Here is a 24,392-nt window from a genome sequence, read left to right as displayed (position 1 = left end):
GACCTCCCGGTGGCCGAGGGACTCCTCGCGGCCATCGGGAGGTCCTCGCAGGCCAACCGGCCTGAACAGGCCTGATCGCCCGGCCGCGCGAACGTACCTTCGGGCAGTTCGTTGACTCGTCCTCGCGGCGGCGCCACCGTCGACGACATGGTCGCCACGCGGAGGGTTCTCGTCATCACGCTGCTCTCGCAGGTGGCGTGGGCGCTGCCGGCGGGCCTGGTTCTCGGGGTCGCGGTGGACTGGGCGTTCCTGTACGCACTGGGTGCCTTCGCACTCGTCGCCGTCGTCGTCCTGCTGGCGTTCATGCTGCGCTGGCAGCGGGCCGACGGCCGCAGGGCGGCGTTGCTGACCTCGGGCACGCGTGTCCACGCGCGGCTGGTCGACTCCCGGGCCACCAACACGCGGATCAGGAACCGGACGCTGCTCGCGCACACCTTCGAGGCCCGGCACGGAGGCCGGGTCGTGCAGGCCGAGACGCGTGCCTTCACCCACCTCCCGCTCGGCTCCTGCGCCACGATCGCCTATGACACGAGGAATCCGGCGAACGCGGTCGTAGTGGAGGACCTCGATGCGCGAAACGGCGGAAAACGGTCGTAACGCAGTCACTGGTTCGGGTGGAATTTGGTTCACCCATTCGGTGACGAGCCTCGGCGAAACCGCAGTTGGGCCGCCATATATGCGATTTCGGACATCCATCGTGTAGCGGACAACACACCCGGTCGTCAGGTTTCCTGGTGTCATGATCGAGCCAACGAAAGAGGACCTGCCGCCGCCCACGCAGTCCTGGGTGTCGCGGGTCCGGAACAATCTCAAGCACGACCTCCCTGCTTCTCTCGTCGTATTCCTCGTCGCCGTGCCGATGTCGCTCGGCATCGCGTTCGCATCCGGGGCACCGCTCATCTCCGGCCTGATCGCCGCCGTCGTCGGCGGCATCGTCGCCGGACTGCTCGGCGGCTCACCGCTCCAGGTCAGTGGGCCGACCGCGGGTCAGACCGTGATCATCGCGGAGGCCATCCAGCGGTTCGGCTGGGCGGAGACCTGCGCGATCACCGTCCTCGCGGGCGTCGTCCAGGTGGTGCTCGGCAAGAGCCGCGTCGCACGGGGCGCGCTCGCCATCTCACCGGCGATCGTGCACGGCATGCTCGGCGGCATCGGCATCACGATCGTGTTGTCACAGCTGCACGTCGTGCTCGGCGGCGACATGCACTCCGCGCCGCTCGACAACCTCATCGGGCTGCCCGCCCAGGTGCTGGACGCGAGCGCCCCGGCGACGACCGTCGGCCTGCTGACCGTGGGTCTGCTGGTGGTGTGGCCACGCCTGCCCGCCGCAGCGCGCAAGGTGCCGGGACCGCTCGCCGCCGTGGTCGGGGTGACGGTGTTCTCGCTCGTGACCGGCATGACGCTCGACCGCGTCGCGGTGCCGGACAACGCGTTACGCCTGGAACTCGTCCCCTCGCTGCCCGACGGCGAGTGGACCGCGTTCATCGTCACCGTGTTCATGATCGCGGCGATGGCCAGCATCGAGAGCCTGCTCTCCGCCGTCGCCGCGGACAAGCTGCACGGCGGGCCGAGAGCCGACCTCAACCGCGAGCTCGTCGGCCAGGGCACGGCCAACATCGTCTCCGGCGGTCTCGGCGGGCTGCCGGTCACCGGCGTGATCATCCGCAGCTCCACCAACATCTCCTCCGGCGCCCGCACCAGGGCCTCCACCGTGCTGCACGGGGTGTGGATCCTCCTGTTCGTCATCTGCCTCGCGGGCGTGCTGCGGTCGATCCCGCTCGCCGCGCTCGCCGGGCTGCTGGTGTACGTCGGCGCCCGGCTGGTCGACCTCGAGCACATCCGGGCCGTGCGGCGACACGGCGACCTGCTCGTCTACCTGGTGACACTCGGCGGGGTCGTGTTCCTCGACCTCATGTCCGGCGTGCTGCTCGGCCTCGGTGTCGCGGCCCTGCTCACGCTGCGGCGGCTGCTGTGGACCGGGATCCGCGTCGAAGGGGACGGGGACGGCAGGCGGATCGTCGTCGAGGGCGCGTTCGCGGCCGTGTCGATCCCTCGGCTCACGTCCGTGCTCGCGACGGTCCCGCCCGGCACCACCGTGACACTCGAGCTCGTCGTCGACTACCTCGACCACGCGGCGTTCGACACGCTGTCTGCCTGGCAGCAGGCACACGAACGCACCGGTGGCACGGTGATCGTCGAGGAGCCCGGCCACCCGTGGTTCGCCCACGGCAAGGCGGGGACGCCGACCGTGTCCAGGACGAGGGTGCTGCCGAGGTGGTTCGCGCCCTGGTCGGAATGGGAGCGTGTCGCGGCGGGGGCCGTGGTGCCCGCGCAGCGGTCCGGGCCGCCGTCGGTCCTGCGCGGCACCGCCGAGTACGAGCGGCACGTGGCCCGGTTCATGCGGCCGACCCTGCGCCGCCTCGCGGACGCCCACAAGCCGGCGACGCTGTTCCTCACCTGCGGGGACGCGCGGATCGTGCCGAACGTGATCACGTCGAGCGGGCCGGGTGACCTGTTCACCGTGCGCAACATCGGCAACCTCGTGCCCGCGGGCACCGACAGCTCGGTCGCCGCGGCGGTCGAGTTCGCGGTCGGCACCCTCGGCGTGCGGGAGATAGCGGTGTGCGGCCACTCGTCGTGCGGCGCGATGAGGGCGCTGATCGGCGGCACCCCGGTCGGCGCGCCCGCACTTCGTTCGTGGCTGCGGCACGGGTTACCGAGCCTGGACCGGGCCAGGACGAGTGAGCCCGTGACGCTCGACGGCCTGCTGCCCGAGGCGGAGTGGGACCGGCTCGCGCTGCACAACGTGCTCACGCAGCTGGACCGCCTCAGCCGTCATCCCACGGTGGCGACGGCACTGGAACGCGGCGAGATACGCCTGATCGGCATGTACTTCGACGTCGCCTCCGCGCGTGTCCACCTGTACGACGAGGCCACGAACGACTTCCGGCCCGTGTCCATCCACAGTGGACAGATAGCCGAGTAGTCGTCGGTTCGACCACCGCAGTTCGGTTCACGTCAGAGGCTTACCCGCTTACGCTGCTCAAGGTAAGCGGGTAACCACTCTTCGGAGGCATCCACGTGAAGCGACGGAACTTCCTGCGCGCCGCCGTGATCGGTGCGGGGGTAACGGCGTTCGGCAACACGCTCACACCAGGCGCGATGGCCGCGCCCGCCCAGAACGGCCCGAGTCCGTACGGCCCGCTGCAGGCCGCCAACGCGAACGGAATCCAGCTGCCTGCCGGTTTCACGAGCCGGGTCGTCGCCAGGTCCGGCCAGCAGGTGGCCGGGTACACCTGGCACAGCGCGCCCGACGGCGGCGCCGTGTTCGCCGACGGCAGCGGTTGGATCTACGTCTCGAACTCCGAGGTCAACCCCGGCGGCGGCGCGAGTGCGTTGGTCTTCGACGGGGACGGCGTGATCACCGGCGCCTACCGGGTCCTCTCCGGCACCCGCCAGAACTGCGCGGGCGGCGCGATGCCGTGGCAGAAGTGGCTGTCGTGCGAGGAAGTAGACCGCGGGTTCGTCTATGAGACCGACCCGTGGGGCGGCGCCTCGACGCAGCGTCCGGCGATGGGCCGGTTCACCCACGAGGCCGCGGCGGCGGATCCCGTCCGAGGCGCGGTCTACCTGACCGAGGACACCACGGACGGCTGCTTCTACCGGTTCGTGCCGACGACCTGGGGTGACCTGTCGGCAGGCACGCTGCAGGTGCTCGTCGCCGGGAGCGCCACGAGCGGTTCCTTCACGTGGGCGACGGTGCCGGACCCGGACGGCTCGCCGACCGCCACCCGCAACCAGGTCGCCGGTGCGAAGCACTTCAACGGCGGCGAGGGCCTCCACTACGCCAACGACACCGTCTGGTTCACCACGAAGGGTGACAACCGGGTGTGGCAGCTCGACCTCGTGAACGACACCTACGAGCTGGCCTACGACGACTCGCTCGTCACGAACGGCTCCGCGCCGCTGACCGGCGTCGACAACGTCACCGGGACCTCCTCCGGCGATCTGTTCGTCGCCGAGGACGGCGGCAACATGGAGATCTGCATGATCACCCCGGACGACACCGTGTCGCCGTTCCTGCGGGTCAGTGGGCAGAGCGGATCGGAGATCACCGGACCAGCGTTCACTCCGGCGGGTGACAGGCTCTACTTCTCCTCACAGCGTGGCACGTCCGGCTCGTCGAGCGGCGGCATCACCTACGAGGTCACGGGACCATTTCGGAGGTGAGGTCGGCGTGAGCCCTCGTCACCGCGCGTGTAGCGTGCCGCCCGGTAACACCATCCGCTGACACGGGTGGGTTCTGGGGAGCTGAGAGCCGGTGGGAAGGGCGGGCGATGCGGGTTCTCATCAGCGGAGTGACCTCCGACCTCGGCCGCGCGTTCGCGAGAGCGGTGCTGGGGGCCGGGCACGAGGTCGTGGGCGTCGGCGCGAGCGCGCACCGCGACCTGCCGGCCGAGGTGGCGTTCCACGCCGGTGACGCGGCGACCGCAGAGTCGCTCGTCGCGGGCACCGACGTCGTCGTGCACCTGTCGCCGGTGGACCGCGAGGCACCCGAGTCCGGCGGCATCCCGGCGCTGCGGCGGATGGCGACCGCCGCCGCCCGCCACGGGATCCGCTTCGTCACGCCGATCGCGCACGGCCCGGATGCCGCGGACGCGGACCGGGTCGTGCGCGACACCGGCACCCGCCACGTCGTGGTGCGGTCCGCGCCGCTCGGCGGCAGGGTGCTCGACTGGCAGGCCTGCCGGACCGTCGCGACGCTGCTGTCCTCGCCGAAGGACACCCAGTGGCGGCTGCTCCACACCGACGACCTCATCCGCTTCCTGCTGTACACGCTCACGTCCGACCGCACCGGGGTCGTGGCGCTCGCCGCGCAGGACATCGTCCTCGCGGGCGCGGCCCGCGAGGTGCTGCGTGGCGCCTCGGCGCGCGGCATCCCCAGCTGGCCCATGATGTCCACTTCGGACCGCAAGGGCACCGCGCGCGACTGGGGCTTCGAGTGCGGCTGGACCTCGGCCGACGTGCTCGTCGACCTCGCGCGTGGCATGCGGGGCCGCACCCTCACCAAGGACGGCGCGAAGGAGGACGTGACCCGGCTGCCCATCCCGACCGAGCCGCTGCCGCGCCGCCGCCCGCCGGAGGAGGGGACGCTCGTCTCCGTCGCGCTGCCGAGCATGGCCGTCGAGTGCGACGACCGGATCGACGCGCGCTACCCGGTGTTCAGCGCCTCCCAGACCGCGGAGCTGTTCCCCTCGCGGCTGACCCCGCTGTCGATCGACGTGCACCTGGCAGGCCTGCGGGCCGCCGGTCGCGCGCTGGCACGGATCGCCGGGCTGACCGGCGCGGTGGCCGACGAGTGGGAGAGCCGGGGCCACGCGGTGTTCGGCCACCACGTGTACGCCGGGGTCTCGTCCGCCGCTGCCGCTCCGCTGCCGGGCTGGACCGAGAGAACCGTGACCGAGCAACACCTCGGTCCCCGTGCCGACGTCGACCTGTTTCCCGACGGGCGCCCTTCGGTGCCGTCGGGGCTGCGTGGGATCGCGACGCGCATGGGTGCGCGGGCGCGGTTCCTGCGGATCGCGCGCCGCTACCGGGCCGCCGTGCGGGGTTTCGCGGCCGCTGTGGAGGCCGAGCGTCTCGACGAGGGACTCGCGGCCCTGCCCGACGCCGTGCTGGCGGTGCGCGCCAGGCTGCTCGCCGACCGGCTCGCCGAGGGCTGGACGCTCACGCAGGTGGGTGTGCTCGTCGCCCACGCCGCGGCCGGTCCGCTGCGCAGGCGCGCCAAGGGTGACGTGGCCGCGCTTGGCCGGGGCGCGGACATCGTGCACGAGCCGACGTTCGCGGCGATCGCCGAGCTTGCCGGGCTGCTGCGTGCCGACGAGGACCTGCGGGCCCTCGCGGAGTGGGGTGACCCCGAGCCCGTGCGGCAGAAGTCGCCGGAGTTCGCGAAGGCGTTCGACGACGCGCTCGCCCGCATCGGCCACCGGGGCCCGAACGAGACCGAGCTGTCCGCCGCGCCGTTCGCGGAGCGGCCGGAGCTGGTGTTCCTCGCCGCGTTGAGCGCGTCACGCAAGCCGGAGCCGGAACCACCCGCCCCTGCCGCGGAACCGGCGCCCGAGACACCCGAGCCTGCCGAGACACCGGCGTGGCCGACAGAGGCGGCCACCCGCACCGACTTCGTCCCGTCGCCGACCAGGCGCGAGCCGGACGACGCGGTCGAGGAGCCGGACACCGCGACCGAGCCGACGAGGCCGACGCCGGACGAGCCTGCCGCGCCTGCGCAGAAGGCCAAGCGCCGCTTCGTGGAGAAGCTCGCCATCGCCGGACAGCGCCAGCAGGAGCTGGCCGTGGACGCGACCATCCGGTACACGGGTGAGCTGCGCAGGCTGGTCAGGGAGTGGGGGCGCCGCCAGGTCCACGCGGGACGGCTGGTCGACGTCGACGACGCGTTCTACCTGACGCTCGACGAGCTGCTCGCGCTGCCCGCCGACGCGCTGAACCGCGTCGAGCGCCGCAGGGACGACCGGGAGCGGCTGGCCGGTGTGCGGATGCCCGCGGTGGTCACCGGCTCGTGGCGCCCGGAGGTCGTGGACTACCCGACGCCGGAAGGCAAGCAGCTGCACGGGATCGGCGTCTCTGCCGGTGTCGTCGAGGGGCCGGTCCGGGTGCTGACCGACGCGAGGGCCGATGTCGAGCTGGGTGACGTGGTCGTCGTGCGTGCCGCGGACGTCGGGCACGCCGCGGTGCTCGGTGCCGCGGGCGCGATCGTCACCGACCTCGGCGGCCCGCTGTCCAGGGCGGCGGTCGTGGCCAGGGAGCTGGGGGTGCCGTGCGTGACCGGCACCCGCGACGCCTCGGCGCGGCTCGCGCGGGGCACGCTCGTGCGCGTGGACGGCGTGACCGGCGACGTCACCGTGCTGAGCCCGGCTCCGGCGTCGGTGCGGGCCTAGGCTCCGGCCGGCCGAACGCGCCCGGGCCGGCGTGGAACAGGCCGATCAGCAGGACTCCGGCGCTGACCGACGCGAACGCCGGGCCGGGGTGGCTCGGCAGGTCCGCCCACCACAGGCACAGCGCCGCGAGGACGGACAGCACCCAGCCGCCGACGAAGTTGGTGACGGGACCGTTGCCGAGGGCGGACGGGTAGCGCCGCCTCGTGATGCCGCTCGCGAGGTGCGGGAACGCGTTGCCGGCGAGCAGCCCGCCGAGGAAGCCGAGCAGGATCACGTGCCACATGCGGGTTTCCTCACAGCTGGGGTAGCAGGACGGTGTCGACGAGCTTGGCGAGGAACTCGTCGTCGAGCGGCTCGCCGGTGACGAGCAGCCGGGAGAGCAGGGCGGCGGAGGTCAGCTCCGCGAGCCACGCGTGGTCGGCGTCGGGCAGCAGGGCGGCGAACGCGTCGTGCTTGTGTGCCAGGACGGCCTGCCGCACGGTCCGCGCCAGCTCCGCGTCGTGCCGCATGGCGCCCAGCAGGCCGAGGACGAGGTCGGCGTCCTGGTCGCGCAGGCTCCGGCGCAGCCGGTCGAGGAGCGTGAGGAGGTCGGCACGCAGGTCGCCGGTCCGTTCGACCGGGGTGACCGTGCCGGTCGCGTACCGGCTGACCGCGGCCGTGACCAGCTCCGCCTTGCCCGACCAGCGCCGGTAGACGGTGGCCTTGCCCGCCTTCGCGCGCTCGGCCACGGCCTCGACGCTCATCCGGTCGTAGCCGATCTCGGCGAGGAGTGCCATCGCCGCGAGGAGGATCGCCTCCTCGCGGACGTCGCTGCGTGCTCGTGCGGCCATAACGAGACGGTAGCGTCTCGAAATGCTGGTGTGCAAGACAGCGCTATGGTCGGGTTCATGACCGAGGAACCGCTCGACGCCGAGATCGTCGAGGACAAGAAGGACCTCACCGCCACGCCACCGGTCGTGGTGCCGGAGGGTGACTACACCGAGGGCGGGGTGCCGACCTTCGACTTCGTCCGCGACCGCATCGAGAACCGGGTGGCCACGGGCATCGGCTCGCAGGAGCTGGCCGACGCCACGCAGGAGGGCAAGGCGGTCGAGGACCAGTTCGAGGCCCGCAAGAAGGCCGGGCAGGACAAGCTGGCGGAGATCCGCCGCTCGATGCGCGGCGGCTCGTGAGGAATTGCGGACGGAAACTGTCCGCAGTGTGCGGCATGCTGTCGCCATGACACGAGCCGTCCAGATCACCTTCGACTGCGCCGACCCGGCCGGCCTCGCCCCGTTCTGGGCCGAGGCGCTCGGCTACCGGGTACAGGACCCGCCGGCGGGCTTCCCGTCGTGGGAGGCGGCTCTCGAGGCGATGAACGTGCCGCCGGAGCACCGCAACGACGCGTCGGCGGTGGTCGACCCGGACGGGGTCGGGCCGAGGCTGTTCTTCCAGAAGGTGCCCGAGGGCAAGCAGGTCAAGAACCGCGTGCACCTGGACGTGCGGGCGGCCCCGGGCCTCGACGGCGACGCCAGGATGAAGGCCCTCGAGGAGGAGGCTGACCGGCTGGTGGCGCTCGGCGCCGCCCGGGTCCAGCGCCACGAGCCCGCCCCGCCGCTGGCCGCGGGCCACATCGTGATGACCGACCCGGAGGGCAACGAGTTCTGCCTGGACTGAAGGACGCCTTCGTAACGCCCAGCGCAAGGAAGGCGTCCTTCAGTGCGGTCGGGGGGCTCAGCCGTTCCGGGGCAGGACGATCCGGAAGGTCGCGCCGTCGCCGGGCGCGGTGACCAGGTCGACGGTGCCCCTGTGGGCGGTGACCAGCGACCACACGATCGCGAGCCCGAGACCCGCGCCGCCGCCGTGGTCGCGGGCCCGCGAGGTGTCGGCGCGGTAGAACCGCTCGAACACCTGCCCTGCCTGCTCCGGCGGCAGTCCCGGGCCGGTGTCGGCGATCTCCAGCACGGCGTCGTCCCCCACGCAACCCACGCCGACGCGGACCGCGCTGCCGGGCGGGGTGTGTGCGACGGCGTTGCCCACCAGGTTGCTCACCACCTGCCGCAGCCTTGCCTCGTCGCCGACCACCGGGGCCGCTGCCGGGTCCTGCGCGGTACCGGGGCCCGTCAGGCGCACCGGGCGGGCCGGGTCCAGCGCGCGGAGGTCGTGCAGCGCGTCGGCCGCCAGCGTGCGCAGGTCCATCGGGGCGCGACGCAGCTCCAGGCCGCGTTCGTCCAGCTGTGCCAGCAGGAGCAGGTCGTCCACGAGGCCCGTCATCCGCAGCGACTCGCGTTCGATCCGGTCCATCGTGGCCTCGATTTCCGCACCGCCCATGCGGTACAGCTGCGCGAAGCCGCTGATCCCCGCCAGCGGCGTGCGCAGCTCGTGGCTGGCGTCCGCCACGAAGCGGCGCAGGCGTTCCTCCGAGTGCGTCCGTGCCGCGACCGCCGCCTCGATCTGGGCCAGCATCCCGTTCAGCGACGCCGTCAGGCGCCCGACCTCGGTGGCGGGGGAGGTCGTGAACGGGACCCTGCGGGACAGGTCGCCACCCGCGATGGCCGCCGCCGTCTCCTCGATGCGGCCCAGTGGCCGCAGTCCCGCCCGCACCCAGAACCAGCCCACGCCGGCCAGCACCACCAGCAACCCCGCGCCCACCAGCACACACAGCAGCAGCACCTGGTTCATCGTCGCGTCCACCTGGGACAACGCGCCCGCCACGACGACACTGCCGCCCGCCCGCGTCGGCAGCGCGACCACCCGCCAGCCAGGCACCTCGAACACCTGCCCGCGCTGCTTCGTGACCGCCGCACGGTCCAGGCGCGGCAGGTCGGGCACCGACGGACCGTGCAGCGACAGGGTCGGGCTGCCGTCCGCGTCGAGGAAGGCGAAGTAGTAGTCGGCGGGCGGGACGACCTGCTTGCGCCCGGCGGGGGCCTGCGCCGCGAGCATCGTCAGCAGCGACTCCGGCACGTAGCCCAGGACCCCGGCCCCGATCCGCACCTGCAGGTCCACCCGTTCCACCAACGGTTTCCGCAACGCCACGAGCACCACCGCGTCGCTCACGGCCAGGCCCGCGGTCAGCAGCGTCATCGCGACGACCAGGATGCGTGCCCGCAGCGACAGCCTGCTCATCGCGGGCTGCGCAGCACGTAGCCGACGCCGCGGACCGTGTGGATCAGCCGAGGCTCCCGGTTGTCGACCTTGCGCCGCAGGTAGCTGATGTAGGACTCGACGATGCTGGCGTCGCCGCCGAAGTCGTAGCGCCACACGTGGTGCAGGATCCTGCCGCGCTCCAGCACCCGGTCGGCGTTGTCCATGAGGAACCGCAGCAGGGTGAACTCGGTGGGGGACAGGGAGATCTCCTCACCGCCCCTGGTGACGAGCCGCGCGGCGGGGTCCAGCTCCAGGTCGGCGACGGTCAGCACCTCGCGTGCGGTGCCGATCGTCCTGCGCAGGATCGCGTGGATGCGGGCGATCAGCTCCTCCAGCCGGAACGGCTTGGTGACGTAGTCGTCGCCACCGCCGGTCAGGCCGGCCACCTTGTCCTCGCCGCCGTCGCGTGCGGTCAGGAACAGCACCGGCACCGCACGACCGGGTGCCGCGCCGCCCCGCAGCCTGCGCAGCACCTCGAAACCGTCGACGTCGGGCAGCATCACGTCCAGCACCACCAGGTCCGGCGGCCTGCTCGCGGCGATCCGCACGGCCTCGGTGCCGCTCGCGGTGGTGGACACCGCGAATCCGGCGAACCGCAGGCTCGCCGCGAGCAGCTCCCGAAGCGTCGGGTCGTCCTCCACGACCAGCAGGTTGGCCTTCACGGATGTTGACGATGCCAGTACCGGACGCCTTCGACGAGCAGGCATGCCGCCAGCCCCGCGAGCAGCCCGACCCCGGCCGCCACGAACACGTTCCCGCCGACACCCAGCTCGATCGCGAACGGTCCCGCGTGGAACGCCACGTTCGCGCCACCCAGCAGTGCCATGCCGCCGAAGCACACCGCCGCGACCCACGGCGCGTGCCACCCGGCGAACACCGCGACCAGCACGACGACCACCGCCGCGAGCACGGTCAGCGGCCACACCGGCGCGCCGATCGGCCCGAGCCCGCCGGTCTCCACGGTCGGCAGTGGGAGGTCCGGGCCGTGCACCGACCACGCCGTGCCCAGCCCCCTGGTCAGCGCCACGCACAGCAGGTTCGGCGCGGCCAGCACCATCGTGCCGAGCACCCGCGCGCCACCCGCGATCGACGCCAGCGCCCCCACGACCGCGGCGACCCCCGCCGCACCGAGCAGCACGAGCACCACGTACCGGACCCGGGGCACCCACCACATGGCCACCCGCAACCCGAGGACGACCGCGAGCCACAGCAGGCCGCCGAACAGCGTCGGCCCCGGCCGGACGTCCAGCTGTCCGGCGGGCAGGAACACGAGCACGACGAGCCCGACCACGAACGCCGCCGCGGCGCCCGCGACGCGAAGCCACGTCGTCAGCAGCACCGCCAGCAGCACGGCCCCGACGAGCGAGATACCCAGTGGCAGCACGGAGATCGACCCGGTGAGCGCGGCGCGTCCGAGGTCCTGGCTGATGCCGGCGGACCCGCCGACGGCCAGTGCCATGGCGGCCGGGGTGACCGCCGCGCCGAACCCGGCGAGCGACACTCCCAGCGACGCCCAGCCTGCCATCCCGGCCCACGACACGAGCCCGGCGGCGACGCCGACCATGACATCGGTGACCGTGGCCTGCCTGGCTCCGGCCCTGGCGGAGGTGGTGGTTGTCATGGCGCCACGCTGTCGCGGCGAGGTGACGGGTTCCTGGGAACGCGCGACCCGTCCTCGGCCGACCGGCCGTGGTTCCCAGCGAACTCCCAGGAATCACCAGGCGGTGCCCGCCACCAGCCTCGGTGTCGAGCCGGGCGGGGCGAACAGGCCGACGATCGCCCCGTTGGGCACGACGACACCCTCGGAGAACCGGTGGAACGCCCGCATGCCGTCGTGGTCGGCGGCGCCGTCGCTCAGCACCACCCACATCAGCGCGCGGATGAAGAACCCGTGCGTGAACACGGCGACCGTGCCCGTGGATTGCACTGTGAGACGGTCGAGGCAGTCGCGGACCCGCTTCAGCAGGTCGGTGAAGGACTCGGCGCCGTCGACCGACAGGTCCGGGTCGGCGCGCCGCCAGTACTCCTCGACGTAGGGCCTGCGTTCCTCGCTGGTGCTCACCCGGTCGTGGAAGCCGCCGAGGTAGGTGAACTCCTGGACCGGCCACTCCTCGACCGACGTGTCCGGGTAGCGCTCGATCGTCGGCTCGGCCGTCTGCGCGGCACGCCGGAACGGCGAGGTCACGATTAGCCCGGGCGCCTCCGGCAACCGCGCGGCGACCCGTTCCGCCTGCTCCCGGCCGCGCGCGGTGAGCGGGCTCGCGCCGGGGTCGGTGGACGGCGCCCCCGCGTTGGACTCGCTCTCACCATGCCTGACCAGCCATACCCGCAGCACGGACGGGAAGCCTACCGGGCGAGACGTCGGTGCCTGCCGCTACGGTCGTCGGCATGATGGTGATCGAACTGGCCCGGTTCCGAATCCACGACGGCGCCGAGGAGGAGTTCCTGGCCGAACGACCGGGGATGATCGCCGCGCTGCGTCGTCGGTTTCCCGGCTGTCTCGCGGCGTTCCTGACCAGGGAGGACGACGGCGGCTGGCTCGACGTGATCGTGTGGCGCGACGCCGAGGCGGCGGAGGAGTCCGCCCAGCTCATCACCACGGTGCCGGAGTGCGCCGCGTGGCTGCGGCACATCGCGGACTCCAGCGGCATCCGGCACGTCAGCGTCGCGGACTCCTGGGTGGCCGAGCGCCTGGTCGTCGCCGGGTAGTCAGGTCTGGCGATCGGTCACGACGCCGTCGACCACGTGCAGGTGGCGGTTCGTGTGCACGGCCGCCAGCATGCGCCGGTCGTGCGTGACGAGCAGCAGGGTGCCCGGGTACTGCGCGAGCGCCGACTCCAGCTGCTCGATGGCGGGCAGGTCCAGGTGGTTGGTCGGCTCGTCCAGCACCAGCAGGTTCACACCGCGTGCCTGCAGCAGGGCCAGGGCCGCGCGGGTGCGTTCGCCGGGGGAGAGGCTGTCGGCCGGCCGCCGGACGTGCAGGGCCGTCAGCCCGAACTTCGCCAGCAGCGTGCGCAGCTCCGTCGGCGGCACCTGGGGCAGCTGCGCCTCGAACGCGGCGAGCAGCGTCTCACCGCCGGTGAACAGGGCCCGGGCCTGGTCGACCTCGCCGACCCGCACGCCCGGTCCGAGCGACGCGCTGCCCGTCGCCAGCTCCGCACGGCCCAGCAGCGCGGCGAGCAGCGTCGACTTGCCCGCGCCGTTCGCGCCGGTGATGGCGACCTTGTCCGCCCAGTCGATCTGCAGGTCGACCGGCCCGAGCGTGAACGACCCGCGCTCGACCACCGCGCCACGCAGCACCGCGACCACGGCACCAGCCCTGGGCGCCGCGGCGATCTCCATCCGCAGCTCCCACTCCTTGCGCGGCTCCTCGACGACCTCCATGCGCTCGATCAGCCGGTCGGTCTGCCGTGCCTTCGCCGCCTGCTTCTCGGTGGCCTCGACGCGCTTGTTGCGGCCGATCTTGTCGTTGTCGGGGGCCTTGCGCCTTGCGTTGCGGACACCCTTCTCCATCCAGGCGCGCTGCGTGCGGGCCCGCTGCTCCAGTGAGGCCCTGGTGTCGGCGAACTCCTCGTAGCGCTCCCGGGCGTGCCTGCGCGCCACCTCCCGTTCGGCGAGGTAGGACTCGTAGCCGCCGCCGTAGGTGTTCACCTGCTGCTGCGCGAGGTCCAGCTCGACCACCGAGGTGACGGTCCGCGCGAGGAACTCGCGGTCGTGGCTCACCAGCACGGTTCCCGCCCGCAGGCCGGTCACGAACGCCTCCAGCCGCGCCAGCCCGTCGAGGTCGAGGTCGTTGGTCGGCTCGTCGAGCAGGAAGATGTCGTAGCGGGACAGGAGAAGCGACGCCATGCCCGCCCGCGCGGCCTGCCCGCCGGACAGCGACGTCATGTGCGCGTCGAGGTCGACGGTGAGCCCGAGGTCCGCGACCACCTCGGCCATCCGCTCGTCGAGGTCGGCGCCGCCGAGGGCGAGCCAGCGCTCGAGCGAGGTCGCGTACTCCTCGTCGGCGCCCGGCTTCTCCTCGGTCAGCGCGACGGTCGCGTCGTCCATCGACGCCTGCGCGGCGCTGACCCCGGTGCGGCGCCCGAGGAACGCGCGCACGGTCTCGCCGGGCCGCCGATCGGGTTCCTGGGGCAGGTAACCGACGTTCGCCGTCGGCGGGTTGCGTCGCACGACCCCGTCGTCGGGTGTCGCGACCCCACCGAGAATCCGCAGCAGGGTCGACTTCCCGGCCCCGTTGACGCCGACCAGGCCGACCACGTCACCGGGTGCCACCACGAGATCCAGGCCGGAGAACAGGATCCGCTCGCCGAAACCGGCGGCCAGCCCCTTGGCGACCAACGTTGCGCTCACCGTCGGAAAGGGTAGACATGACGAAACCCCGCGGTGCTGCCAGGTCGGGGGTCCGCCAGCACCGCGGGGTCACCTGTGTCATCGCCGCCACCCGCCGACGCGTTACCGGTGATGCCCCCACTACTTGTGGCGTGCGCCACAAGGTCAACTCTTCTCGATCGCCTCGTTGACGCGCTCCGGGTCGAGCAGGTGCTCGATGACGAGCCGGGCGCCGCCGGTGACCCCGGCGAGGTAGCCGGTCCGGCTGGCCCGGACCTGCAGTCGTTCGGTGGCCATGGGCAGGCAGCGCTCGAAGACGGCGGCGCGCACGCTCGCCACGAACGGCTCCGCACGGCCGAGCTGACCGCCGATCACGAGCGCGTCCGGGTTGAAGAAGTTGACCACCGTCGCCAGCAGCTCACCCGTCGCACGGCCCGCCTCCCGCAGCAGCCGGGTCGCGGTCGGCTCCGCGTCGCCGGCCAGCGCGACCACCTCGGCGGGGCTGCCGACCGTGACGCCCGCCGCGTTGAGGTCACGCACGAGCGCGGCACCGCTCGCGACCGCCTCCAGACAGCCGTTGCGGCCACACGAGCACTCGACGTCCTCGCGGCCCGGCACCGGCAGGTGGCTGATGTCGCCCGCCGCACCCGCCGAGCCGCGGTGCAGTCGGCCGGAGGCGATCACACCGCATCCGATGCCGGCACCCGCCTTGACGAACACCATGTGGTCGACGGGCTCGGCGCTGTGCTCGCCGAGCGCCATCAGGTTGGCGTCGTTGTCGACGAGCACGGTCGCGGGCGGCCCGTACCTGGTCATCTCGGAGGCGACCCGCACCCGGTTCCAGCCGGGCATCCGCGACGGGGACACCACGCGGCCGGTCCGCGCGTCCACCGGCCCCGGCACCCCGATCGTCACGCCGCGCAGCCGTGCGGGCGAGTCCGCGAGCATGGCGTGCACCCAGCCGAGCACCTCGTCGGGACCCTCCGCGATCCGCACGTCCTTCGTCAGGTGCGTGACCAGCGTGCCGGACATGTCGAACCGCGCCACGGTCGCGTGGTGGCTGCCGAGGTCGACGGCGACGACCTCGCCGAAGTCCTGGCGCAGCGCCAGGCGCCGGGGGCGGCGGCCGCCCTGCGGCTGTCCGTCGGCCGTCTCCCGCACGTAGCCGTGGTCGATCAGCGCCTGGACGCGCAGACCGGCGGTCGACGCCGACACGCCGAGGTGCTTGGCGAGCCGGGCACGGGAGGACACCTCACCCGATCGGATGAGCTGCAGGACGGCGCCGGGGGAGTCCGGGGCGACGCCGCGACTGGGCGTGGACACGAAGCACACCTTAGTGCGATTTCGGCTTGACTTACTACGATTTTCGTACCTATGGTTCCGATATTCGAAGCAAGGTGGAGGAAAATCGGATGAAGCGTCGTGTGTTGTTGGCCGGCGTCGGTGCCCTCGCCGTGGTGCTCGCCGGCTGCTCGAGCGGGGGTGACTCGGCCGTGCCGCCCGCGGGCGGCGGCGCGACGAGCAGCCCGGACCTGTTCAGGGACGCGCCGGTGGCCGCCGCGTCGGCGATCCTTCCCGGCTCGACCATGGAGAAGATCAAGAAACGCGGCAAGCTGGTCGTCGCCGAGGCGCTCGACGCGCCGCTGCTGTCCCAGCAGAACCCCAGCAATCCCGACGAGGTCACGGGCTTCGACGCGGACCTCGCCAAGCTGCTGGCGGTCTACATCCTCGGCAAGCCCGAGGTCGACATCGTGCCCCCGGCGACCGAGACCCGCGAGGCACTGCTCGCGAACGGCACGGTCGACGTCGTGTTCAACACGTACACGATCACCGAGGAGCGGGCGCAGCAGGTCTCCTTCGCGGGCCCGTACTTCGAGTCCGGCCTGGCCGTGGCCGTCAAGGCGGGCAACAAGGACATCAAGGGCGTCGACGACCTCGACGGCAAGAACGTCATCGTCGGCGCGAACACCCCGGCCGTGACCGAGGTGCCGAAGGTGGCGCCGTCGGCGAAGATCACGACCTTCGGCACCGACCCGCAGGCCGTCACGGCGCTGCTGCAGGGCCGGGGCGACGCGTACGTGCAGGACCTGACGCTGCTGGCGAGCGACGCGAAGGCCAACCCGCAGCTGGCCGTCGTCGGCAACCCGTTCACCAAGGAGCCCTACGGCATCGGCCTGGCCCACGGCGACGACGACTTCAAGGAGTTCGTCAACGACTGGCTGAAGAAGATCCAGGACGGCGGCCAGTGGGCGCAGGCGTGGAAGGGCTCGCTCGGCACCGTCGTCGAGTCCGACCCGCCGACCCCGCCTGCCATCGGGTCCGTGCCCGGTTCCTGATGCAGGCACTGCTCGACGACCTCGGACCACTGCTGACCGGCCTGCTGACCACGCTGTGGATGGCGGGCCTGTCGGCGGTGGGGGCGCTGGTACTCGGCGTGGTCGTGACGGCGATGCGGGTGAGCCCGATCCCGGTGCTGCGCGGGGTCGCGTTCGCCTATGTGCAGCTGTTCCTGAACGTGCCGCTGCTCGCGCTGCTGGTGCTGTTCGTGTTCGCGCTGCCGGACGCGGGTCTGCTGATGCCGCTGCCGGTCACGGCGGTCGTGGTGCTGATCATCTACGAGGCGGCCTACGTGGCGGAGGCGGTGCGCAGCGGCGTGAACACCGTCGCGCTGGGCCAGGCGGAGGCCGCGCGGGCACTGGGGCTGACGTTCCGGCAGACGCTGGGCTCGGTGATCCTGCCGCAGGCGCTGCGCGCGGTGGTGCAGCCGGTGGGCAACGTGATGATCGCGCTGGTGATGAACACGTCGCTGTTCGCGGCGGTCGGGATCGTGGAGCTGACGGCGGCGGCGAACAAGACGAACCTCGTGCACGCACAGCCGATCCCGATCTTCGTGGGCGCGGGTTTGACGTACATGGTGCTGGCACTGCTGATCGGCCTGAGCACCGGCTGGCTGGAGCGACGGGTGGCGATCGTGCGATGACCGTCCTGTACGACGCGCCGGGCCCACGCACGCGCAGGCGGATCCTGGTCTGGTCGGTCGTCAGCGGACTGGTGCTGGCGGGTGTGCTGGCGTTGGCCGTGTGGCAGTTCGCGAGGCATGGGCAGCTGGACGCGGCGAAGTGGGCGCCGTTCACGCAGTGGCCGATCTGGAAGTACCTGCTGGTGGGGCTGCTGGGCACGCTGGAGGCGGCGGCGTACGTGGCGGTGCTGTCGTCGGCGCTGGGGATCGTGCTGGCGTTTGGCAGGCTGTCGCGGGTTCGGGCGGTGCACTGGATCGCCACGGGCTACATCGAGATCGCCCGCACACTGCCCGTGCTGCTGATGATCTACGTGACGCTGTTCGCGCTACCGGGTGTCGGGGTGAACCTGCCGCTGCTGTGGAAGCTGGTGCTGCCGCTGACGGTGGCGAACTCGGCGGCGTTCGCGGAGATCTTCCGCGCGGGGATCCTGAGCCTCCCGAGTGGACAGTCGGAGGCGGCGCTGTCGCTGGGGCTGACCCGGACGCAGTCGATGCGGTACGTGGTGCTGCCGCAGGCGGTCCGGCACGTGCGGCCGTCGCTGGTGAGCCAGCTGGTGAGCCTGCTCAAGGACACGTCCCTGGGATATGTGGTCGCTTTCACGGAGCTGCTGTACCGGGCGCAGGTGCTGTCGGCCTACAACCACCTTCTGGTGCCGACGTTCCTGGTGGTGACGTTCGTCTATCTGGTGTGCAACAGCTCCCTGTCGTTCGTGGCGCACCGGTTGCGCCGGTCGGAGAGGAAACATGGCTGAGCTGGCGGTGGTGACGCGGTCGGGTTTCGTGGAGAGCAGGCACTTCGGCACGCTGGTGGGTCTGGCGTCGGACGGCTCGGTGGCCGTGTCGCTGGGCACCCCCGAAGAGCCCATCCTGCCTCGCTCGTCGACGAAACCGTGGCAGGCGGCGGGATGCCGCGCGGCGGGGTTGGTGTTGTCCCCGGCCGCGACGGCGCTGTCGGCCGGCAGCCACACGGGCGAGGACCGGCACGTGGCCGTGGCCCGCGCGATCCTGGCGGATGCCGGACTGTCCGAGGAGGACCTGCAGTGCGTGGCGGACTGGCCGGAGGACGAGGAGACCCGCCTGCGCCTGATCCGTGCGGGCGAGGGCCCGAGCCGCGTACGGATGAACTGCTCGGGCAAACACGCGGCGATGCTGGCGTGCAGCGTGGTGAACGGCTGGTCGACGGAGGACTACCTGTCGCCGGACCACCCGGTGCAGAAGGAGATCCGCGCGAGGCTGGAGGAGGCGGCGGGCCCGGTAACGCATGTGGCGGTGGACGGCTGCGGTGCCCCGCTGTTCTCGACGACGGTGCTCGGCCTCGCGCGGGCGACCCGTTCGCTGGTGCTGGCCCCCGCGGGTTCCCCGGAACGGGCGGTGGCGGACGCGATGCGTGCCGAGCCGGAGTACGTCGGCGGTGCGGGCCACCAGAACACCGACTTCATGCGCCTGGTGCCGGGCACGGTGTGCAAGGGCGGCGCGGAGGGCGTGCTGATGGCCGCCGCCGCGACGGGCCAGGCGGTGGCGATGAAGGTGATCGACGGGAATCCCCGCGCCACGACAGTCCTGGCGCTCGCGGTCCTCGGCGCACTGGGCGTCGACGTGTCCTTGGCCGACACCCTGGCCCACGTCCCCGTTCTGGGCGGCGGCCACCCGGTCGGCGAGGTGGTGGCCGGCCCGGAGGTGCTCCGCGCACTCGCGTGAGGGCCCGTCAGGGCCGGCCGACCTCCGGGAGGAGGCGGGGGCCGCCCTGGTCGCGGAGGCGGCGCACGAAGCCGAGGATGCCGGTCAGGCCGACCGCCCAGGAGACGCCGTCCCGGTCGGTGGTGGAGAACGACACCGGCTCCGGCCGGTCGTGGGTGCCCGCGCTGCGCAGCAGGATCTGTTCGGCGGCGGCGTAGGCGTGGCCGGTGAAGCGCTCGCCTCCCGGGACCGCGCACAGGTCGAGCATGAGGTCACCGATCCCGGAGACCCCGCAACACTGGCCCAGGTGCGCCGAGCGGGGGATCCAGCCGGTGAGCGCGTCCCCCGCGGCCAGTGCCAGCCGGGTGCAGTCGGGGCGGTCGCGGCGCCGTCCGGCCTCGGCGAGCACCCGGGCCACGCCGGCGAGGCCGTTGCACCACGACGCCGTCCTCAGTGTGTCACCGGTCCCCGCCGCGGCCCGCGCGATCAGCGGTCCCGCCGCGTCGACCAGGGCGGTGAGACGGTCGTCGGCCGGACCCGGGTCGACGTCGGCGTGGTCCTCGGCGAGCAGACCGAACAGGACGACGCCCGCCGTTCCGTGTGCCAGCCCGGGTTTCGTCGGCGCCGCCGCGGCGAGCGTCTCGGCGCACCGGCGGACCACCTCGCGGTCGCGGGGATCTCCGTCACGCCGGAGGAACCAGACGTGGCCAAGACCGATCCCGGCCGTGCCGGACACCAGGTCGAACTCGTCCGGCGCCGGGGGCGGGTCCGGCCGGTCTCGGGCGGCGGCGGGCAGGCCGAGCCGTTCCCGCGCCTCCCGGACGAAGATGTCGACGCCCGTGCGTCCGGCGAGCAGCCCGGGACCCAGCTCGACGGTGCCGGCGTCCGTGGTCACCTGCGCGAGGAGCCTGCCGACCCGGTCGTGGGTTGCGGGGCCGTGGTGCAGCAGTTCCAGGCCGATGCCCGCCAGACCGCCGTAGAGCGTCGAGTTCGGGCGGCGTCGCCCGCCGGGCACGGCCAGTGCGGCGTCGACCTTGTCGATCAGCTGGTCCAGCAGGACCTCGGCCAGTGCGGTGGTCGACCCGGCGTCGACCACCGGTGGTCGCGGCAGCCGGGACCCGGTCACGTGGTCGGGGGCGCCGGTCCGCAGGCGCCGCGCGGCAACCCCGGCGACCGCGACGTCGTCGTGCACCAGGTCGACCACCGTGCCGAGCACGCCGTCCGGGGCACCCCACCGGGACCGGATCGTCTCGAGCGCCTTCGTCCTGGCCTGGTGGGCGTCCACCCTGGACACCGGGCGCAGTCCGGTGGCGGCCTCGATGAGCGTCATGCCCAGTGCGTACAGGTCGTCGGCGGGCCGGGGCGGTTCGCCGGTGGTCTGCCGGTCGGGTGCGTATCCCGGGGAGCCGCCCGGCAGGTGCAGTCCGTCGAGGGCCGCGATCCCGAAGTCGACGAGGCTCACCCGGGGTGTGCCCGTCGCTCGGACGATGATGTTCCCCGGCTTGACGTCGCGCATCACCACACCGCGGTCGTGCACGTCACCGACGATGCGGGCGAGGTCCTCGGCCAGCAGCCGCAACGACCGCGTCCCGTCGCCGTCGGGCCGGTAGGGGCCGTTGCGCGCCAGGTCGTCACCCAGGTTGGTGGGTCCCTCGTCGGTGACCACGAGGAACTCGTCGTCGGCATGCCGGAAGTGGTCGAGGAACCGCGGCACGCCCGGCACCCCGTCGAGCGCGTGCAGGACCCGGCGTTCGTTGCGCAGCCGCATCCGCGTGTCCACCTCGCCCGAGGACTCGGCCACCAGCGCGCGGGCCTGCTTGATGACGACCGGTCGACCGGTCCCGCCTTCCACGCCTCGGTAGACGTTGCCTCGCGCGGACTCGCGGATGCCCTCGGTCACCAGGTACCGGCCGCCCAGCAGCGGGCCCGCGTCCGGCAGCGGGTTCGTCGCGTCGGGGAACGGGTCGCTCACCCACGACGGCTGCCGGTAGCCGCGGCTGTCGGCCTCACCGTCGAACACCTCCCCGCCCGGCCCGCGGATGACCAGGTCGGTGTGGCCCGACCGGTCGGTGCGCCAGTCCGGTGCGAACGGCCCGTACCGGTAGTAGACGGGCGCGGCACCGTCGATCCGCCGGTCGCTGACCACCCTCGGGCCGTCGTGACCGGCGAGCAGCTCGACCAGGGCGAGGCCCAGTTCGCGTACCCGGTCGGGGCGCGGGTAGACGGTGACCGCCTTGCCGACCGCCGCCGGTGCGGTGATCCCGTCGTTCAGCTCGGCGAGCACGGCGGGTGAGCGGGCGAGCTTGAACACGCAGCCCTCGCCCAGCAGGACGGGAAGGAGGCGCTGAACCAACGCGGGGAAGGTGGCGGCGCGCGTCGAGACGTGCAGCTTCCACCCGTGGTCGGGCGCCTCCGTGTCCGGCGGGAGGACCACGAGCCACGGATCCTCGCGGTGGACGCGGTGGCCGGCGGCGTGTGCCAGGTCACGCACCCGTGTCTCGGTATCGGTCTCTGTCACGACCCGAGCCCCCCGGACCGCGGTCCGGGGGGCTCGGTCGTTCAGCGGATCACTCACCTCGGCGATCGGGTGCTCAGAACCAGGTCGCGACGATGGTCCAGGCGTCGTCGCACGGGCACGGCTGCCCGGACAGCCTGTCGCCGTCGGCACTGGCGAAGGCGACCTCCGGCTCCCGGACTACGAGGTCGACCTCTCGTGGTTCAAGGGTCATCAGGTGTGACACTTCACGCCTCCTTGTATAGGTCGGAGGCACACATCTAGCATGATCGAGAACGAGTCGGCAAAGATGCACGTGATTTTCAGACGAACGGGCATCCGGGGTGACCCCCGGTGCCGAACGGCGGGAGACCGGTCAGCGGCGCCGGTTCGTGCGGGCCGTCGGGGTGGCGGTCAGCGGGTCCTGCGGCCACGGGTGCTTCGGGTAGCGGCCACGCAGCTCGGCGCGGACCTGGTGATATGCCTCCCGCCAGAAGGTGTTCAGGTCCGCGGTGACCGCCACCGGATGGCCCGCGGGGGACAGCAGGTGCAGTAGCACCGGCACCCGACCGTCGGCGATCGTCGGGGTCTCGGTCCAGCCGAACGTCTCCTGCAGTTTCACCGCCAGCACCGGGTCGTCGGCCCCGTAGTCGACGCGGATCCTCGCCCCAGTCGGCACTTCCAGACGATCCGGGGCCAGCTCGTCCAGCCGCGCCGCCGCGGGCCAGGGCAGCAGCAGCGACAGCGCGTTGTGCACGTTCACCCTCGCCAGGTCCGCTCGTCGACGGGCCTTCGCCAGCGCCGGGCTCAGCCAGCCCTCGATACCCGCCAGCAACGCCTCGTCGGACACGTCCGGCCACGGCTCACCCAGCACCCGGTGCAGCAACGCCAACCGCTGCCGCAGCCTCGTGGCCGCCTCGGTCCAGTTCAACAACCCGAGGCCCACCGCCCGCAGACCCGCCACCAGTGCCTCCCGCACCCGCGCGGGGTCGGGGTCCCGCAACGGCCGCTCCCGGAGCACGATGGCGCCGAGCCGACGGACGTGCCTGGCCACCACGTCACCGTCCAGCCACGCGATCTCGTCCGCCTCCGACAGCAGCGCTGGTGCCGCCCGCTCCGCCAGCGACTGGTCCGCACGTGCCGCCAACCGGATCTTCCCCTGCGCACGCCCGGGCTGCCGGTCCGCGCTCGCCACCGCCAGCCACTCACCACCCTCGGACAGCTCCGCCGCGGTCCCGCCGGCCATCAGGTACACCGGCGAACCAGGCGACCGCCTCCGCGCCAGCCGCTCCGGGTAGGCCAACGCCACGACCAGCGCCGGGTCGGGCGTCCCCCTCGGCCGACCCGCCACCAACGCCGTCAAGCGGCGCACCTCCCGGTGCCACCGCGGCGACCCGTCGTCCCGCAGCCGCCGCAGCGTGTCCTCCACCGAGGTGCTCGTCGCCAGCGTGTCGTCGTCCAGCAGCGCGACCACCTCGGCCGCCGCCGTCGCGCCCACCGCCTCCGCACCGTCCAACAATGCCCTGGCCAGGCGCGGGTGCAGGCCGACCCCCGCGATCCGGCGCCCCCGCTCGGTCACCGCACCCGACGCGTCCAACGCCCCCAACGCCGTCAGCACCGCCCGACCCGCGGCCAACGGCCCCTGCGGCGGCGCGTCCCACCAGTCCAGAGCCGTCCCGTCCGGCGTCCCCCAGCACGCCAGCTCCAACGCGAGCCGCGTCAGGTCCGCCGTACGGATCTCCGGCTCCGGCTGGGCAGGCAGCGTCGCGTGCTCGTGCTCCGGCCAGCACCGGTACACCCACCCCGGCGCCTCCCGCCCCGCACGACCGGCCCGCTGCTGCGCCACCGACGCCGACACCCGCGTCGTCACCAGCCCCGACAGACCCCGGCGATGGTCCATCCTCGGCACCCTCGCCAGCCCCGAGTCCACTACCGCCCGCACACCCGGCACCGTCAGGCTCGACTCGGCCACCGCCGTCGCCAGCACGACCCGCCGCCGGTCGCCCGGCGTCAGCGCGGCGTCCTGGCGGCCCGCCGAAAGCCTGCCGTGCAGCGGCACGACCTCCGCGCCCTCGACCAGCGGCGCCACCCGAGCGATCTCCCCGGCACCCGGCAGGAACACGAGCACGTCACCATCCGACGCGGACAGTGCCGTGTGGACCACCCGCGCCACGTGCCGCTCCAGGCGCTCACCACGGGCAGGCGGGTGGTAGGTCACCGTGACCGGGTAGGTGCGCACGTGCGCCTCGACCACCGGCGCCTCGAGCAACGCCGCCACCCGGTCCGTCGCCACCGTCGCCGAGGTGGCCAGCAGTCGCAGGTCCGGCCGCAGACCGGCGCGGGCGTCCAGCAGGAGCGTCAGCAGCAGGTCCGCGTCCAGGTGGCGTTCGTGGATCTCGTCCAGCAGGACCGTGTCGACCCCCGGCAGGCTCGGGTCGTGCTGCAGCCGCCGCACCAGCAAACCCGTGGTCACGACCTCGACCCGGGTGTCCTTCGACGTCTTCCGGTCGCCACGCACCGCGTAGCCGACGGTCCGGCCCACCGGCTCGCCCAGCAGCGCCGCCATGCGGGTCGCGGCCGCCCGTGCCGCCAGCCTGCGCGGCTCGGCGACGACCACGCGGCCCGGCAGCGCCAGCGGCACGATCGTCGTCTTGCCGGTGCCGGGCGGGGCGACCAGGACCGCCGTGCCGTGCCCGTCGAGCGCGGCGGCCAGGTCGTCGAGCACCGCGCGTACCGGCAGGTCGGGGAGGTTCGGGGGCAGGCGCACGGCCACCAGTCTGCCGGGTGC

The 24,392-nt window shown here is 72.8% G+C and carries 22 protein-coding genes; 11 read left to right on the top strand and 11 right to left on the bottom strand.

Going from position 1 to position 24,392, the window contains the following annotated elements:
• Positions 1-147 precede the first annotated feature (147 nt).
• The 4 genes from CLV71_RS30940 to CLV71_RS30925 all read left to right on the top strand — a co-directional run bounded on the left by CLV71_RS30940 (position 148) and on the right by CLV71_RS30925 (position 6,953).
• Positions 148-597, top strand: coding sequence for a DUF3592 domain-containing protein (locus tag CLV71_RS30940; RefSeq protein ID WP_133906408.1), 450 nt, complete (start codon positions 148-150; stop codon positions 595-597).
• Between the two features lie 142 nt (positions 598-739).
• Entirely contained in the window at positions 740-2,986 is a 2,247-nt protein-coding gene (locus tag CLV71_RS30935; protein ID WP_133906407.1) for a SulP family inorganic anion transporter, read from the top strand.
• Between the two features lie 95 nt (positions 2,987-3,081).
• A complete protein-coding gene (locus CLV71_RS30930) occupies positions 3,082-4,230 on the top strand; it encodes an alkaline phosphatase PhoX (RefSeq protein WP_133906406.1) in 1,149 nt (382 codons plus the stop codon).
• Between the two features lie 107 nt (positions 4,231-4,337).
• Entirely contained in the window at positions 4,338-6,953 is a 2,616-nt protein-coding gene (locus CLV71_RS30925; protein WP_133906405.1) for a PEP-utilizing enzyme, read from the top strand.
• Here CLV71_RS30925 and CLV71_RS30920 read toward each other — a convergent pair.
• A complete protein-coding gene (locus CLV71_RS30920) occupies positions 6,913-7,236 on the bottom strand; it encodes a hypothetical protein (protein ID WP_133906404.1) in 324 nt (107 codons plus the stop codon). The two genes, CLV71_RS30925 and CLV71_RS30920, sit on opposite strands and share 41 nt — an antisense overlap.
• A 10-nt stretch (positions 7,237-7,246) precedes the next feature.
• Positions 7,247-7,783 (bottom strand): TetR/AcrR family transcriptional regulator, encoded by a 537-nt coding sequence (locus tag CLV71_RS30915; RefSeq protein ID WP_133906403.1) that lies wholly within the window; start codon positions 7,781-7,783, stop codon positions 7,247-7,249.
• 57 nt (positions 7,784-7,840) lie between these two features.
• Here CLV71_RS30915 and CLV71_RS30910 point away from each other — a divergent pair, with 57 nt between their 5' ends.
• Together CLV71_RS30910 and CLV71_RS30905 are read left to right on the top strand one after the other, a co-directional pair.
• Positions 7,841-8,125, top strand: coding sequence for a hypothetical protein (locus CLV71_RS30910; RefSeq protein ID WP_133906402.1), 285 nt, complete (start codon positions 7,841-7,843; stop codon positions 8,123-8,125).
• A gap of 46 nt (positions 8,126-8,171) precedes the next feature.
• Positions 8,172-8,609, top strand: coding sequence for a VOC family protein (locus CLV71_RS30905; protein ID WP_133906401.1), 438 nt, complete (start codon positions 8,172-8,174; stop codon positions 8,607-8,609).
• 57 nt (positions 8,610-8,666) lie between these two features.
• Here CLV71_RS30905 and CLV71_RS30900 read toward each other — a convergent pair whose 3' ends face one another.
• From CLV71_RS30900 to CLV71_RS30885, 4 genes are all read right to left on the bottom strand, one after another.
• A complete protein-coding gene (locus CLV71_RS30900; protein ID WP_133906400.1) occupies positions 8,667-10,061 on the bottom strand; it encodes a sensor histidine kinase in 1,395 nt (464 codons plus the stop codon).
• Complete coding sequence (locus CLV71_RS30895; RefSeq protein WP_481734524.1) at positions 10,058-10,744, bottom strand: response regulator transcription factor; 687 nt, start codon at positions 10,742-10,744, stop codon at positions 10,058-10,060. The genes CLV71_RS30900 and CLV71_RS30895 overlap by 4 nt, the downstream gene beginning before the upstream one ends.
• Positions 10,741-11,703, bottom strand: a complete 963-nt coding sequence (locus CLV71_RS30890) for a hypothetical protein (RefSeq protein WP_133906398.1) — start codon at positions 11,701-11,703, stop codon at positions 10,741-10,743. Before CLV71_RS30890 ends, CLV71_RS30895 begins: the two co-directional genes overlap by 4 nt.
• Before the next feature lie 93 nt (positions 11,704-11,796).
• Positions 11,797-12,417, bottom strand: a complete 621-nt coding sequence (locus tag CLV71_RS30885; protein ID WP_133906397.1) for a histidine phosphatase family protein — start codon at positions 12,415-12,417, stop codon at positions 11,797-11,799.
• A 53-nt stretch (positions 12,418-12,470) separates the two neighbouring features.
• Between CLV71_RS30885 and CLV71_RS30880 the strand changes: the two genes are divergently transcribed.
• Positions 12,471-12,791: an antibiotic biosynthesis monooxygenase gene (locus tag CLV71_RS30880; protein WP_133906396.1), complete on the top strand. Its 321-nt coding sequence runs from the start codon at positions 12,471-12,473 to the stop codon at positions 12,789-12,791.
• Here CLV71_RS30880 and CLV71_RS30875 read toward each other — a convergent pair whose 3' ends face one another.
• Both CLV71_RS30875 and CLV71_RS30870 read right to left on the bottom strand, forming a co-directional pair.
• On the bottom strand, positions 12,792-14,435 hold the full coding sequence (locus CLV71_RS30875; protein WP_133906395.1) for an ABC-F family ATP-binding cassette domain-containing protein: 1,644 nt from the start codon (positions 14,433-14,435) through the stop codon (positions 12,792-12,794).
• 144 nt (positions 14,436-14,579) lie between these two features.
• Positions 14,580-15,737: an ROK family transcriptional regulator gene (locus CLV71_RS30870; RefSeq protein WP_208297827.1), complete on the bottom strand. Its 1,158-nt coding sequence runs from the start codon at positions 15,735-15,737 to the stop codon at positions 14,580-14,582.
• Positions 15,738-15,826: 89 nt separating this feature from the next.
• Here CLV71_RS30870 and CLV71_RS30865 point away from each other — a divergent pair, with 89 nt between their 5' ends.
• From CLV71_RS30865 to CLV71_RS30850, 4 genes are read left to right on the top strand one after another with little or no spacing between them, the layout of a single operon-like run.
• The gene (locus CLV71_RS30865; RefSeq protein WP_133906394.1) at positions 15,827-16,750 is read left to right on the top strand and encodes a glutamate ABC transporter substrate-binding protein; all 924 of its coding nucleotides are present in this window, start codon (positions 15,827-15,829) and stop codon (positions 16,748-16,750) included.
• A complete protein-coding gene (locus tag CLV71_RS30860; protein WP_133906393.1) occupies positions 16,750-17,394 on the top strand; it encodes an amino acid ABC transporter permease in 645 nt (214 codons plus the stop codon). The genes CLV71_RS30865 and CLV71_RS30860 overlap by 1 nt, the downstream gene beginning before the upstream one ends.
• Positions 17,391-18,185, top strand: a complete 795-nt coding sequence (locus tag CLV71_RS30855; protein WP_133906392.1) for an amino acid ABC transporter permease — start codon at positions 17,391-17,393, stop codon at positions 18,183-18,185. Before CLV71_RS30860 ends, CLV71_RS30855 begins: the two co-directional genes overlap by 4 nt.
• The gene (locus CLV71_RS30850) at positions 18,178-19,131 is read left to right on the top strand and encodes an asparaginase (protein ID WP_133906391.1); all 954 of its coding nucleotides are present in this window, start codon (positions 18,178-18,180) and stop codon (positions 19,129-19,131) included. Before CLV71_RS30855 ends, CLV71_RS30850 begins: the two co-directional genes overlap by 8 nt.
• A 7-nt stretch (positions 19,132-19,138) precedes the next feature.
• On the opposite strand, the gene CLV71_RS30845 is transcribed toward CLV71_RS30850, so the two are convergent.
• The 3 genes from CLV71_RS30845 to hrpB all read right to left on the bottom strand — a co-directional run bounded on the left by CLV71_RS30845 (position 19,139) and on the right by hrpB (position 24,371).
• Complete coding sequence (locus CLV71_RS30845; RefSeq protein ID WP_133906390.1) at positions 19,139-21,628, bottom strand: class III lanthionine synthetase LanKC N-terminal domain-containing protein; 2,490 nt, start codon at positions 21,626-21,628, stop codon at positions 19,139-19,141.
• A gap of 73 nt (positions 21,629-21,701) precedes the next feature.
• Positions 21,702-21,839, bottom strand: a complete 138-nt coding sequence (locus CLV71_RS48015; RefSeq protein WP_166664318.1) for a hypothetical protein — start codon at positions 21,837-21,839, stop codon at positions 21,702-21,704.
• A 141-nt stretch (positions 21,840-21,980) separates the two neighbouring features.
• On the bottom strand, positions 21,981-24,371 hold the full coding sequence (hrpB, locus tag CLV71_RS30840; protein ID WP_166664317.1) for an ATP-dependent helicase HrpB: 2,391 nt from the start codon (positions 24,369-24,371) through the stop codon (positions 21,981-21,983).
• Positions 24,372-24,392: the final 21 nt, after the last annotated feature.

The sequence above is a fragment of the Actinophytocola oryzae genome, from assembly GCF_004364325.1.
In the GTDB taxonomy this organism is placed as follows: domain Bacteria; phylum Actinomycetota; class Actinomycetes; order Mycobacteriales; family Pseudonocardiaceae; genus Actinophytocola; species Actinophytocola oryzae.
This window is presented reverse-complemented; position numbering and strand designations above follow the sequence as displayed.